Here is a 14,140-nt window from a genome sequence, read left to right on the forward strand (position 1 = left end):
GCAAATGTAAGCGTTTGTCTAGATTTATTATTAAATTATTCGAAATATTTTTCAAAAGATTAAGTCACCCTAGAACATTTTTATATTGAAGAAAGACTCTAGTCGGAGGGTGCAAGAAAATTCTACATGCTGTGAAGGTGGCGTTAGGGCAGTGGTTTCCTGCCCTTACACCACGGACGTCTTTGGAGACTCGCTGTTCTTGCGAGGCTTCAAAGCGAGGTTCGAGACNGCAGTGGTTTCCTGCCCTTACACCACGGACGTCTTTGGAGACTCGCTGTTCTTGCGAGGCTTCAAAGCGAGGTTCGAGACCTTGGCTCGAACCGGTCCTCATAGCATGTGGAATTTTCTCGCACCCGGAGACGGCATCCTTCCTAAATAAAAAAATGTGGAATCCGTTTATTGAATTTCACATCCCTTTTTCTAGCGATATTCAATGTTCCCCGTCTTAGCATTATCCAAATTTAAATTACCTCGGATAAAGTCAGTTACGCGTTGCAATTCTGTTTGATCAACCACTTCCATGCTCTGGTTGTCGATTGATTCACCGTGTCCTTGTAAATGTGTCTGTGATGTTTCTTTGCGTGCGATTCGATAGTCCTGTGCAATATCTTTCAAATCCGCAAACGTCATATCTGTCTGTGTTTGACCTGATAACGATTCAATGAAGCCCTGATTCAACAACATTGAAATTGAACTACTTTTTTGAAATAACGCTGTTAAAACATCTCGTTGACGCGCTTGCCGACCATAATCACCCTTAGGGTCATCATAACGCATTCGAGAATAAGCAAGCGCCTTTTTCCCGTCCATTTGTGTTTTTTGACCTGCTTGGAAATCATAGCCTTCATAGTCGAAACTAAAGGTCGGTATCACTTCAACACCACCAGCTTGATCGATAACTTTTTCCATTCCCCCCATATTGATCAATGCATAAAAATCAATCGGAATATTCAAAAGTTTTTCAACCGTTATAATGGCTGTTTTGGTTTGACCTAAGGCATACGCCGAATTGATTTTTCCCAACCCGTGACCCGGAATATTGACTGCTGTATCGCGAGGAATACTAGTCATTGTCGTCATTTCTGAATTAGGATTCAACGTTACGACCATCAAACTGTCAGTCCGGCCTTTATAATCACGTCCCAAAGCACCCGTATCAGTTCCCATCAACAAAATAGAAATGGGACGTTTGTTTTGTAACTGTTCCTTGACATTACGCTGTTTTTTCACTCCAGATTCATGATAAGAATTATCAATCGCCCTTTTCACACCTCGATAACGCATTATTCCGTAAGCCGTTCCTCCGCCAATCAACAATAAGATGCAGATGATCAAGGTATTTCTAAAAACGTGTCGTTTATTTTTATTCTGCATAGCACAACTTTTTTCCTTAACTTATTTATTAATTCAACTTTGAAAACTATTAACAATAGTAGATAAACACCAATTCCAAGTGTGATTTCAATGACTAAAGCTAACCAATTGACTGTCAGGAGTTCATTCAAGAAATAAACCGCCGCACCGTCAGCTCTATTAAAAATGGATTTTTCTGAGATTAGCATTCGTTTGGAAAAACTTTCGTAGCAAGAAATCATAAACTTTACTAACAGTCTGTTTTCTTCCGGTTACGCCCCACTTGATTTCGGCATAGTTGACGTTATTAGTTTCGATCCAAACATCCATCAACAATTCCGCAATATAACCGTAAACTCGGGCTTCTTGAACCGAATAAGTCCCTACATCAATTCTGGGTTCCAAACGTGCTAAAACATCGAACAACCAAGTGGCGTAAGCATCAAACTGAGGCTTTTTCATAACAAACATATTGAACATATGGGCTTTGTTACTTTGCATAGTCACGTCATATGCTTCGAGATACTCAGGGTATCGTTCAGCTAAAATCTGACGAGTTTTCAACAGTGGTTCTTCATGATGTGCATGAACGTAGTGCGAGTAATTCGACTCAATAAAGTAATTTCGTTTCTCTGGCAAAATAACGTCGTGATTTTTCAACAGTAAATCCACATCTTGTTGGCCAATCACGTTATCGATTGTTTTACGACAACCTGGTTTGAAGAAAAAGCGTTGATAATGAACTAAACCAATTGCATCAACGTCAGACAAATTTTTCCAAGCCCAATAAATGGCCGTTAGTTCGTTGTAATTAGCATTTTTGTAGGAAATGTTTTCCCCACGGTCATCCCGTTGGTAATCAATCCCTACTTGAAAGTTACGTTTGGCATTCACAAGTACGGGTAAATATAGCCCCCGATTCTTAGGCATCTCAGCTTGCTTATGGGTTGCAACTAAAATTTTTACCTTTCTCAATAGGCTCCCTTTCCTTTAAAGACACTGATGAAATTACCGATAATAATCTTGATATCAAATAACATACAGGCCTGATCGATATAACGCATTTCTATTTGGGCACGTTCTGGATAACCGATATGACTTCGGCCCGAAGCTTGCCACAAGCCCATGGCACCAGGTTTAACAGACAAAAGTTTATCTTGGTCATACTCTTTTAATTCCGCTTCGATGACTGGTCTAGGACCAACCAAGCTCATATGACCTTTCAAAATATTGATAAACTGTGGAATCTCATCAATGGAAGATTTGCGCAAAACTCGACCAATACAGGTCACACGTGGATCATCTTCAGGTTTTAACTTGTAATTATTAGCAACATATTTGGCGTACAATTTCTTATCCTGATAAAGCTTTTCTTCCGCGTTCACAACCATGGATCGGAACTTGTACATTCCAAATTTTTTGCCATTCAATCCAACTCGAGTTTGCCGATAAAATAACGGTCCGCGATTGGATCTACAAATTGTGTTCATCATCCAAACACCTAAAAAGACTGGACTCAAGCACAACAGTGCTAAAAGCGACATAACAATATCAAAAGTTCTTTTTATGATTGGATAAATCAAAGATGGTTTTTGGATAACAATCTTTTTCTCATCACCGTCAAAATATTCCATAGCTTCTCTCCTAAAAAGTTGTGTTAAAACGGCCCAATTTTACGTTTGGCTTTGGGTAATGAGGAAATGTGGCTAATTTCAACCTCGTCAATATCTGCGCCATTGAGAATATCTTTGGCATTTTGTTGCATTCGCGAAACGATTGCTTCACCTTCTTCAATTCGCAAACGTTCGAAAGCTTCCTTCAATAAAAACTTCCGACCGTCGAAGTTATGAGCATCCGAGGCCATGATAAACCCTTGATTCGCCTGAATGATTTTTTCAGTTAACGACTGGACAGTTGTCCCAAAAACTCCTAAGTAACTGCCACATGTCAGTTGCGTCAAACACCCTAATTCCAACAATTCATACAATTTTTCAGGATCTTGTTGGATAGCACGATTCCGCTCTGGGTGGGCAATTACTGGTCGAATACCACGAGCCGTCAATTCAAAAATAATTTTATGCGTGTATTGTGGAATACTGTCGTGTGGTAATTCTAGTAAGAGATAACGTTCAGTCTCATCCATAAAGAGAATGTCGTCAGCTACAATTTTTTCTAACAATTCACCATGCAAATGAACTTCTTGACTAGGAAACACTTGTAACGGCAACTGCATTTTATTGAGTTCATCTTGCAACTGCGCTGCCTTTTGAATCACGTCACGTTTATGGTTCAAATACTTTCCATCAAAATGATGCGGTGTTACAAGTAAGTGGCTAATGCCTTGTTCGACGGCAACTTTCGCCAAACTTAATGCCGTCAAAATATCTTCCGTTCCATCATCAGAGTTGGGCAAAAGATGGCAGTGTAAATCTAAAAGTGTCATATTCCGTTAGCTCCTTTGGGATATTTAACCGTCTCGCTGAACCCATTACGACTTAATAACCGCCGTATTGACTACCGTAATAGCCTTTCATTTTATCTTTAGCCGTTCGGTTCATGATGGCTCCTAGGATGTTGCTGTGTACGGTTTGTAAAGCTTTTTTAGCATGGATAACACCAGTTTTATCAGCGTATCCTTGCGGAACAACGAGAATCACGCCGTCTACTTTGGTCGCTAAAACTTGAGCATCAGTCACTGAATTAACTGGTGGTGCATCCAAAATCATGAAATCAAATTGAGCTGTTAAATCTTGAAAAAGTTCTGTGATTTTTTTACTGCCTAATAATTCCGATGGATTGGGAGCTGTCGGTCCGCTAGTAATTACGAAGAGGTTATCGACCATAGTCGATTGAATTACACTCTCCAAACTAGCTGTTCCTAATAAGTAATTAGATAACCCTGCCTTGTTAGAAACGTTGAATGTTTTGTGAATAGTTGGGCGACGTAAATCGGCATCGATCAAAACTACTTTTTTATCTTGTTTAGCCCAACTCACGGCCACATTATTGCTTACAGTTGACTTACCTTCTGAAGGTGCTGAGGATGTGAACAAAATCGAATTTAGTTCCTTATCAACAGATGAAAATTGGATATTTGTTCTGATAGTGTTGAATTGTTCCGAAATAACACTACTCGGGTCATCATAGGTAACTAAACCAACGCCATGCGTCAAACTGTAATCGTCCAATTTTTTAGTTTTCTTTTTCAATAACTTAAACGCCACGTTAGACCCTCCTCTTTGTTTGTTTCTCAGGCATCCGTACATGGAACTTCTTACGTTGTACGGTACGTTCGATATCTTTTTGATCAATTTCACTGACGACACCTAAACTAGTTAAGCCAAGTTCATCAACTAAGAAACTTTCAGAACTAACTGTGCGGTCGGTCAATTCAAGAATAAAGGCTAAGCCAATCCCTAATAGCAGTCCTAGAAGTACACCAATTGTAATGTTCAAGACCTTTTTCGGACTAACCGGATTGTCATTGATCACCGCATCTGACACGATGGACACATTATTGATACTCATAATTTTGACAATTTTCCGTTTAAAAACTTTCGCCGTTAAATCGGCAATTTTGGCTGCCGTCTTCGGATTAGTTGTCTTTGCTGTTACGGAAAAAACTTGCGAATTTTGAGAGTTGCTAATAGTTATTGATTTTTTCAAATTCGACATGGAGCCGGGATATCCGGCCGCTGTTTTGACTTCACGATTAACATCTTTTAAAACCGTTGGACTGATAATGATGTCCTTGTAGGTACTTATCATTTGAATATCAGCCTGGACCTGTTGAAATTGTGCCCCCTGCATATCGGCAGATAACTTACGGTTAACCAGGATTTCAGTTGTTGCGCTATATTTAGGCGTCATCACAAAGAAAGTCATGCCGGCAGCGATTAAAGTTACAATAATCGTCGACCCCAAAATGGCTTTAATGTGTTTACGCAGTATGACTAGAATTTGAATCATACTAATGGTTTGTTCTGATTCCACTTAATCCTCCACTAATACTCTATTTACATGTTCCGTCTCCAGAGCGGAGAAACATTAAATGGCTGTGCGGACCGGATTCGAGCCAAGGTCTCGAATCTCGGTTCGAAGCCTTGCAAGCAAGTCTCCAAACTCGCCCGGTGGTGTAAGTACTAAAGTGCTAACGCCACTTTCACTGCCTGTTAATGTTTCTCCGCTCTTCCGACTAGCTTCTTTATTAAGTCAGATTTATTGGCTTAAAATAGTAAAACTAGAAACATGCCTTTTAACATGTATCCTCATGCTGGAACAATTTTAAAGGCATCCCCGATTGTTGTCTATACAGGTTTGACATAGCGTTTTATATGAAAAATTGCTAAAAATTATTTTTTTCTGAGAATTAAATTTGAGAATTGTTTGATTATGATTGGAAATTTTTGCCGAAAAATCAGAAATCCGGTTATTAATTAATTGATTATGATTTACGAAAAATGTATACCAAATACTCTAATTAGCTTATTTAATGGGGACAAGACACTCTGTCCACTTGTGAGCAATTAGATTGGGCACAAAAAAAGACAAAGTCTCAATTTAATGAGAAACTTTGTCTTTTTGTTTTAATTTGTTTTCCGCCTCCAGATGAAAGGGAAATGATGGCTGCTGTGGGACCGCCCCGAGCCAAGGTCTCGGAGCTCGCTTTTGAGCTTCGCATAAACCGCGAATCTCAAAAGACGTCCGTGTAGTAAGGACTAAAGTCCTAACTACACCTTCACTGCTGCCATCATTTTCCTTTCATCCTCCGGCTAGTGTATTATTTTTCTTCTTTGATTGGATTACACACATTAATTCTTTATTATCAGAAAAAACTATAACTTATCTTCAATCCATTGGATATGATTACTTTCACGTTCGATAGCTCGTGTCAAAATCAAATAATGGCCGAAGTTTTCTTGGATTGTTTTCTTATCTGAGAAGACTTCTTTTAGTCTGCCTTGTAAATATTCCAATTTTGTTTGTTTAATTTTTAATTCTTGCTTTAACAAGTCTTCTAACAATGGATCGGATTGTTCTTTTATGAAATACAATTTCAATGAAAAGATTTCTTCATTATCAGTTAACGGTTCCTGCATCCAATCTCGCAAAACTTGATGGCCCATTTCCGTAACATTATAAAAAGTTGATTTATCTTCATCATGATCGATTAACCAGCCGTCTTCTTTCATACGAGCCAGTTCAGGGTAAATTTGACTGTGTGAGGCATGCCAAAAATCGCCTACTTCATGTTTGAACTCTTGGCTAATTTGGTAACCTGATAGACTACCTTTATTATTGATTAATCCTAACAAAACATAAGGTAAAATACGTTTTTTGGGCATTATTCTCTCCATGATTAAAAAATTATTGTTTAGCACTTAATTACTTAGGTACCATATTTTAACTGTCATATATAAACCGCGAACTAGTCGGAGGAACCGGAAATATGTACCTGCTGTGAGTTACAATAAACTATCCTCCAACACACTAGCCGGAGGGCGCAAACGTTGAAACCAGCAGTGGCCGTGGTGTTAGAGCTTTAGCTCTTACAGCACAGGACGTATTTTGAAATTTGCGGTCTGTGCGAAGTTCAAAATCGAGGGTCGAGACCGCTCTTTGGCTCGAGCCGGTCCTCACAGCAGGTTTCAACGTTTGCGCCCGGAGGCGGCCAAAAAAAATGATATACGACTTTCGTATACCATTCTAACATGCTTATTTATTGATACGTTTGTAGTTTTCATCGAAATACTTGCCTGCGCGAATGTCGTCAGGTAGCTCTTTATAAGGTGCTTCACTGATGACATCTTCGTTATTTTGACCAGCATCACCCATGTAAGTGATTTTAGCCATTTCAGGTACGACTAACTTAGGATAAGTTTCATACTTTTCACGTGACTCTTCCATTAAATCAATGTGTTCATTTTGGTAAGTTACGGTGATTTCAGGATGTTCTTCAACCCACTTAGGGAAAAAGATTGTTCCGTGCATCTTGTTTTCATTTGGCATGAAGTCCAAAGCAACGTCAGTTCCAGTTGGTTCAGTCCAAGAAACCTTGTAGATTCCTTCAGTTAGCATGAGAATATCAGCTTCTTGATCTGTTACCCAACGACCAGCAACCATACCACCATGAATTCGATAGTCAACTGTGTGGTCATTCTTAGCGTACCATTCATACTCCCAACCATTATCGTAAGTATAAATAAAATGTGTTCCTAAAAAGTCGTCTAAAGTTTTAAATGTTTTTGTCATAATTTAATTGTCTCCTTATGTCGTTATCGACAATAATCAGTATATGTCGATAACGACGCAGCGTCAACTAGAAGATTTCAATAAAAAAAAGTTCTTCCAAAAATAACTGGAAGAACTTAACTATTATTTTTTATCTACCATTTGATTCATAACCTTAGCAGTTACTGGAATATCAGCGTACTTACCAATGGAATCCTTGTCCATCACCACAGTATTGGTTGCGGAACCAGCTAAAGCAGCGAAGGCTTGGATTTGTTGAGCAGTGAAATACTTGTTATCAACTGAAGCTAACGTATCATTTAGTTTTTTGATTTCATAAGCTTTGGCATCAGCTCGGGCAATTGTTGCAGCCGCTTCAGCTTTAGCAGTCGAAACAGTAGCTTCATTTCGAGCCTTGGTTTCAATTTCAATACTTCTAGCATCCCCATTAGCTTTGGCAATGGCGGCTGTCTTTTCACGGTCAGCTCTGATTTGTTTCTCCATTGATTCAGTAATTGAGGCTGATGGCTTCAACTCATCGATATTGACACGATCAACTTTAATACCATACGTATCGGTTAAATCACCAATGGCTGTGGCTAAATCTGCGTTAATTTTGGAAGTTGAGCCTAATGCTTCATTCAAATCCAATTTACCGATAATGTCACGCAAGTGACCACGGACTAATTGAATCATTGACTCAACTGAGTTGCTATTTTCATATTGAAATTTTCTTGCGTCGGTAATGTGATAATTCAATGTTACGTTCGTTTGAACTTCCGCATTATCCTTTGTAATAACTGAATATCCTTGTAATGATAAAGGAATCATCGCTAAATCAACAATCTGAATTCTTTGGAAGAAAGGAATATAGAAATTTAATCCAGCACTAACTTCCCGACTATATTTCCCCAACGTTTCTACCAAACCTACATGGTTTTGATGAACTGTTTTCAATCCGAACATATTTATCCGCCTACTTTTCTTATTTCAATTCTTGAATCGTCAAAATATTACCAGCTGCTTTTACAACTTGATAATTTATGGTTTCGTTAACCGAATCATTTGCCAATAAGTCGTAACGATAGTAAATACCCTTAACCTCGATCAAGTCGTTTGCCATATTGATCTTGTCCCCTCGAACGACAGATCCTACTATTTGGCGCTGCTCGAGATTATTGGTGGGTACTGCCTCACTCAATTTAGTGACAATATAATTGTTAACACTGCGATTTTCACGGCTGGCGTCCTCAGAAATCCGGTCGTATAAATCTTTATCTAGTCTTAGTGCAATCATCTTATCTGCCATACCCATATTATATCGCGTTTATATCAAAGTGATATCACATTGATATTGGCAAAATGTCAAAAAAAGCAAGGCCACTAAAGTAGCTTTGCTTTTCGTTGATAATGCTTATATAAACCGGAAAAACGTTCTTTGTAATCCGGACGCCAAGGTTTATCACGACCACAAAAATGTAGAATAACTGTGTGGTCAATCACCCAATCAATATCCCATTCACCATTACTTTTAGCATAATAAAAAGGATTCATTCGAGCATCGTAATTGTACAGTTCATCAGGAATCTTCATAATATTTTGACCATACAAACCGTTTAAAATATCTTGATCTGGTAGTAACAAAGTTGCACCCATTTTTTTAATGTATCCGAAAATATCATCTGCTTTAACATTTTCCCGAATTGCTTCCAAATCCATTAACATGATACCTGAATTAAAGTATCCTTCAGCTTCATAATTACCTAAGCGTAATTTATTAAAATCGTCAGTCATATCCAAAGATGTGTGACTGGCGGCCGCATACCAATAATTTTTTAAGTCGAGTGTATACAAATGTTTCAAATCATTGATAACCAGAATATCGACATCTAAATATAAAATACGTTTAACATTCTTAGGCAAATACTTGTAAGCTAATAGTCGATAATAAATAGTCTTAGGATAACGGTCAGTTGTTGGTGCATCGTCAAATTCATGGTCGTCAATAACTACTGGATGATAATGCATTCCTAATTTTTGGCAGAAGCTCTTAATCTCAGCATTCTTCTTTAATTTTGGATTTTGAATTACATAGACCGAATACTTTTCAATTGAAGAATTTTGTTTGATCGAATAAAGCGTTGTCATTAATTGTTGTGTTACATTGTCGTCAATTGCGAATAGTAAGTTCATCGATAAGCCCTCCTAGTTAAATCTCCTCAAGTCAATTATACTGATAATGCCGCTTCCAAGATCAAGAAATTTAGGTCGCTATGGGGACCGCCGAAAGCCAAGGTCTTTCGGCTCGATTTTGAACCTCGCACAAAACGCGAGTTTCAAAATTCGTCCCGTGGTGTAGGCGCTAAATCGCCAACGCCACCTTCACAGCGACCTAAATTCTTGCTCTTTCCAGCTAGTTCTTTGTTAGTGAATAACAATTTGCCATAATTTTACTATAATCACCTAGAAAATTAGGTCATATTCTTATATATTTACTAAATCAAACAATAAACTACTAGCACGACGCGTTATATATATATCTACCAAACAAATGTATTAGTAAAACGCCATAAATGCAACCGCAATCATTGAATTTAATCATTTTACATAATCCATCAATAAATAAAAACAGGAGTTTAATTATGATACAACCTATTAATTACGATACTAAATCACTTTCTCAAAAGGCTGAGTTGGCTACGAAAGCTGACAGTAATGTGGTTACTGATTTACTCGACACATTAAAAGCTAACTCGGAAAATTGCGTGGGAATGGCTGCCAACATGATTGGAGTCAACAAGCGGATTATAGTTTTCTCAATGGGAATGATGAATGTCCCTATGATCAATCCTTCTATTATTAGTAAATCTCAAGAATATACAACTTCTGAGGGTTGCCTATCTTTGAGTGGTCAACGTCAAACTAAGCGTTATAAAAATATTACGGTGAAATACTTGGATAGTAATTTTCAAGAACATACACAAGAATTTTCAGATTTTATTGCTCAAATTATCCAACATGAAGTCGATCACTGTGAAGGTATTTTAATTTAGAGTACAAAAAAGGCGACCTTTTTAGGGTCGCTTTTTATTTAGATAACATCGCTTTCTGCTACCCATTCGTTAGCAGAAATACGATACATCTTTTGTCCGTTAATAGTTGAAACTTTATCAACCATCCAAACACTTGCATCACTTAGACCACGATCAGTAACTTCTGTACCATCAGCACTGTAAAGTTTAGCTTGGCGAATTGCTACCACAACTAGTGGCAATTTATCGTTGGTTTGAGCATTACTTTGAGTTGTTGATGAACTGTGATGATGTGAAAAAGTTGTTGTTCCTGTGATTGGCGTTGTTTCTATCACTGGAGTTTTTACTACTGGTGTTCCATCATCGTTTAAAGATTGAATTTCTTTAAGCTTTGATTTAAAAGCATCTACATACATTTCAAGTTCTTCTAAATTGCTGTAACCATGATTTCTATATTCCATAAAAAATGCACCTTCACGTTTCAAGGCTTTAAGCATTTTTTCTTTTTTATTGGTGGGTTCTTCGTCGCCAATAACACCATAAACAATACCAGTAAAATCGCTACTTGTATTTCTAATTCCATCTATTTCAGTATAAATATCTTCAAATCTGTTTTCTTGATATCCAGTTTCAGTATTTGAATCAGCAATGGGTTGACCATTACTATCCAGTACATAAGCAGCGCCATTTCCATAATAAGTATAAGGGACTAGTAAATCGCCCTCATAAGCAGGATCATCAACATTAGCCAATGGTTTAGTAGGATCCTGTTCTACAGCTTTTTGAATAGCTTCATCAGTTGGTCTAATTTCAATGTAAGGAATTCTGTCCTTAGTTTTATTGATTCTATTTGTTGCCACTTGTTGTGGGTTTACTGGATTTTCTTCATCATTTGAAACCGGTACAGAATCTTGTGAAGACTTTTCTTGAGGTTCTTCCTTGGAAGATTCATTTGTATCCTCAGTTGTAGCCTCTTTTACTAGTTGAGAATCAACCTTTTCAACTGATTCATGATTTTCAATCTTATCAGACGACACACTGTCAGCACCCTCAGCGCTAACTTCATCAGCCGCCTTAACAGTTAATACATTGTTACCTTGGATTCCAAATGCAAAAAGTCCAGCACCTAGAATAATTGAGCTATATAGTAATTTCTTCATATATTTCCTCATATAAATAAATTTTTTAAAACAACTTTAGGAATATACCACATGAAAACGTTCACCTCCTAGGACTTTCTCTCAAATAAGTGGGTTTTATTTATCAAACAATAATTGAAATATTTTGCGTAAAAAAAAGCGGCCACATGGTCGCTTTTTTTTTAATTTCTTTCTTCAGTAGCTTCTTTGTCGAATTCTTCTTCAGAACTGGCATTAGCTGACAACTTAGCTAAATGAGCATATGTTGAATCAACGTGTTCAGCAGCTAATGATACCTTAAGTCTTTCATTACCCTTGTGCATATCAACCATTGTCCAAACTAGCAATGCTAGAACGGCGATGATCAATACCCATGCAATAATGTTAGCTTGGGTTGTTTGTCCAGCAGTGATTTTGTCACCGTAGAAGGCTTGAATTTGACCGGGTAAACCATAAAGGTTCAAGCCTGTCAAAGCGATGACTGAGAACCAGCCAAATCCTTTGATCCAAGCAGCATTCTTAAATTTGTTACCCATTTCAGTAGCACTATCTGTCATTAATAGTAGTGGCAACATTGAAAATGGAAGTGCGAAAGCTAAGAAGACTTGTGAGTTGTTCATTAAATCATTTAAAGCCACGTGCTCGTCGATTGAACTCTTACCACTTGTCAACATAACACAGATAAGAACAGGGATAACTGACAACAAACGTGTAACTAAACGTCTTAACCATAGAGGCATCTTCATGTGAACGAAACCTTCCATGATAACTTGACCTGATAAAGTACCAGTAATAGTTGAATTTTGACCTGATGCTAACAAAGCAACGGCAAACAATGTTGAAAGGATACCTGACTTAGCAACAGCAATCAAAACGCCGTTACTCAAAGTTGAAGTATCTGATAAAGCTTGGTATAAACCAAAGAATGATGGATCTTTAACAGCACCACTCTTGAAGACGGCAACACCCATAACTAGTAGTAAAGCATTAACGAAGAAAGCAGCTGTTAGTTGAATATTTGAATCCCAAGCTGAGAAACGAACATTTTGAGCAACTGATTTTTCATCAGCGTGATCAACTTTTCTTGTTTGAGAAATAGCTGAGTGAAGGTACAAATTGTGAGGCATAACAGTGGCACCAATGATACCTAAAGCACCAGTAAGTGGTGTTTGACCACCGATTGTTGGACCGGTTGCGAAAGTTTTACCTGTTGGAATCAATCCAGCAAAAGCGGCGTTCCAATTAGGATTTGACAATGCAACTTGATAAATAAATACGAATAAAATAACAAGAATTAAACATACAACGATAGCTTCAATTTTTCTGAAACCAATTTTAGTTAATAATAGCAAGACTAGAACATCACCAACAGTAATGAATACGGCGATTACTAATGGGATATTGAATAATAGATACAAAGCGATGGCACCACCGATAACTTCGGCAATATCAGTCGCCATAATAGCAAACTCAGTTAAAATCCATAAAACGATACCTAGTGACTTACTTGTTCTAGCACGAATGGCTTGTGCCAAGTCCATCTTACTCACTATGCCTAGTTTAGCTGCCATATATTGTAACAACATAGCAATTAAACTAGACATAAGAATAACTGACATTAGTAGGTATTGGAAATTTTGACCACCGGTGATTGATGTTGACCAGTTACCTGGATCCATGTAACCGACGGCAACTAAAGCCCCGGGACCTGAATATGCTAGTAGTGTTTTGAAAAAACCTTTGTCTTTTGGAACTGAAACTGTACCATTGATTTCTTCTAGTGAAGGACCATTGGCGTATTGGATTAATTTGCGCTTTTCAGCCATATTAATCTCCCCCTTTGAATTTTTAACGGATAATCATGATTGAAATTGGTGAATACTTTGCCATGTAGGCAGCTTGTGAACCAAAATACTTTCTAATACCTTTTTTCGAAAGTGAACCGATAACTAAAAGATCAGCTTCGGATGCTGGAATCACATCTTTCACGATTGTTTCACCGGGATCCCCTTCGGCCACCATAAGTTCAACCTTCTTAACTCCGGCATCTAGTGCAACTTGACGATATTCTTTCAAATGATCTTCAAGTTCTGTACGTTCCCCATGAACGTAGTCTTTCGTCAACGCTTGGTAAACATTCATTTCGTTATCTTCAAGAATAGAAGTAATGATTAATGTTGAACCATCTTTGATACAACGGTGCATGGCGTATCTGAAAGCCAATTGGGCATCGGCTGAATCATCGACACCGACTAAAACACGTTCAAAAGTGTTGTTTTGCTTCGACATTGGTCTGTCCTCCAATATGTTTTCTTAAGACAAGTTGCTTCAACTCGTCTTTCCAAAACTCATTCTACCGCATTTTAACTAGATGTAAACCACTTT

15 protein-coding genes are annotated in these 14,140 nt (G+C 37.8%); 1 reads left to right on the top strand and 14 read right to left on the bottom strand.

Annotation, left to right across the window (positions count from 1 at the left end):
• Positions 1-420 precede the first annotated feature (420 nt).
• The 11 genes from FD31_RS06660 to FD31_RS06715 all read right to left on the bottom strand — a co-directional run bounded on the left by FD31_RS06660 (position 421) and on the right by FD31_RS06715 (position 9,777).
• Positions 421-1,374 carry an LCP family protein gene (locus tag FD31_RS06660; RefSeq protein ID WP_083483613.1) on the bottom strand — a complete coding sequence of 318 codons (954 nt, stop codon included), beginning with the start codon at positions 1,372-1,374 and terminating at the stop codon, positions 421-423.
• Between the two features lie 159 nt (positions 1,375-1,533).
• Entirely contained in the window at positions 1,534-2,328 is a 795-nt protein-coding gene (locus tag FD31_RS06670; protein ID WP_268872420.1) for a DUF4422 domain-containing protein, read from the bottom strand.
• Positions 2,325-2,987: a sugar transferase gene (locus FD31_RS06675; RefSeq protein WP_057891991.1), complete on the bottom strand. Its 663-nt coding sequence runs from the start codon at positions 2,985-2,987 to the stop codon at positions 2,325-2,327. The genes FD31_RS06670 and FD31_RS06675 overlap by 4 nt, the downstream gene beginning before the upstream one ends.
• 23 nt (positions 2,988-3,010) lie before the next feature.
• Positions 3,011-3,796, bottom strand: coding sequence for a tyrosine-protein phosphatase (locus FD31_RS06680; RefSeq protein ID WP_057891992.1), 786 nt, complete (start codon positions 3,794-3,796; stop codon positions 3,011-3,013).
• Between the two features lie 52 nt (positions 3,797-3,848).
• The gene (locus tag FD31_RS06685) at positions 3,849-4,577 is read right to left on the bottom strand and encodes a CpsD/CapB family tyrosine-protein kinase (protein WP_235805337.1); all 729 of its coding nucleotides are present in this window, start codon (positions 4,575-4,577) and stop codon (positions 3,849-3,851) included.
• 1 nt (position 4,578) lies between these two features.
• Positions 4,579-5,346, bottom strand: coding sequence for a YveK family protein (locus FD31_RS06690; protein ID WP_057891994.1), 768 nt, complete (start codon positions 5,344-5,346; stop codon positions 4,579-4,581).
• An 842-nt stretch (positions 5,347-6,188) separates the two neighbouring features.
• On the bottom strand, positions 6,189-6,698 hold the full coding sequence (locus tag FD31_RS06695; protein WP_057891995.1) for a PadR family transcriptional regulator: 510 nt from the start codon (positions 6,696-6,698) through the stop codon (positions 6,189-6,191).
• A 370-nt stretch (positions 6,699-7,068) separates the two neighbouring features.
• Entirely contained in the window at positions 7,069-7,605 is a 537-nt protein-coding gene (locus FD31_RS06700; RefSeq protein ID WP_057891996.1) for a phenolic acid decarboxylase, read from the bottom strand.
• A 123-nt stretch (positions 7,606-7,728) separates the two neighbouring features.
• Positions 7,729-8,550, bottom strand: coding sequence for an SPFH domain-containing protein (locus FD31_RS06705; RefSeq protein WP_057891997.1), 822 nt, complete (start codon positions 8,548-8,550; stop codon positions 7,729-7,731).
• 19 nt (positions 8,551-8,569) lie between these two features.
• Positions 8,570-8,893 carry a hypothetical protein gene (locus tag FD31_RS06710; RefSeq protein WP_057892031.1) on the bottom strand — a complete coding sequence of 108 codons (324 nt, stop codon included), beginning with the start codon at positions 8,891-8,893 and terminating at the stop codon, positions 8,570-8,572.
• Positions 8,894-8,967: 74 nt separating this feature from the next.
• Positions 8,968-9,777, bottom strand: coding sequence for a glycosyltransferase family 8 protein (locus tag FD31_RS06715; protein WP_057891998.1), 810 nt, complete (start codon positions 9,775-9,777; stop codon positions 8,968-8,970).
• Between the two features lie 449 nt (positions 9,778-10,226).
• Here FD31_RS06715 and FD31_RS06720 point away from each other — a divergent pair, with 449 nt between their 5' ends.
• Positions 10,227-10,637, top strand: coding sequence for a peptide deformylase (locus FD31_RS06720; protein ID WP_057891999.1), 411 nt, complete (start codon positions 10,227-10,229; stop codon positions 10,635-10,637).
• A 38-nt stretch (positions 10,638-10,675) separates the two neighbouring features.
• On the opposite strand, the gene FD31_RS06725 is transcribed toward FD31_RS06720, so the two are convergent.
• The 3 genes from FD31_RS06725 to FD31_RS06735 all read right to left on the bottom strand — a co-directional run bounded on the left by FD31_RS06725 (position 10,676) and on the right by FD31_RS06735 (position 14,044).
• The gene (locus FD31_RS06725; protein WP_057892000.1) at positions 10,676-11,776 is read right to left on the bottom strand and encodes a hypothetical protein; all 1,101 of its coding nucleotides are present in this window, start codon (positions 11,774-11,776) and stop codon (positions 10,676-10,678) included.
• Between the two features lie 161 nt (positions 11,777-11,937).
• Complete coding sequence (locus tag FD31_RS06730) at positions 11,938-13,581, bottom strand: Nramp family divalent metal transporter (protein WP_057892001.1); 1,644 nt, start codon at positions 13,579-13,581, stop codon at positions 11,938-11,940.
• A gap of 22 nt (positions 13,582-13,603) precedes the next feature.
• Entirely contained in the window at positions 13,604-14,044 is a 441-nt protein-coding gene (locus tag FD31_RS06735; protein WP_057892002.1) for a universal stress protein, read from the bottom strand.
• Between the last annotated feature and the right edge of the window lie 96 nt (positions 14,045-14,140).

Origin of the sequence: Companilactobacillus nantensis DSM 16982 (assembly GCF_001435815.1) — a bacterium.
GTDB classification, from domain to species: Bacteria; Bacillota; Bacilli; order Lactobacillales; family Lactobacillaceae; genus Companilactobacillus; species Companilactobacillus nantensis.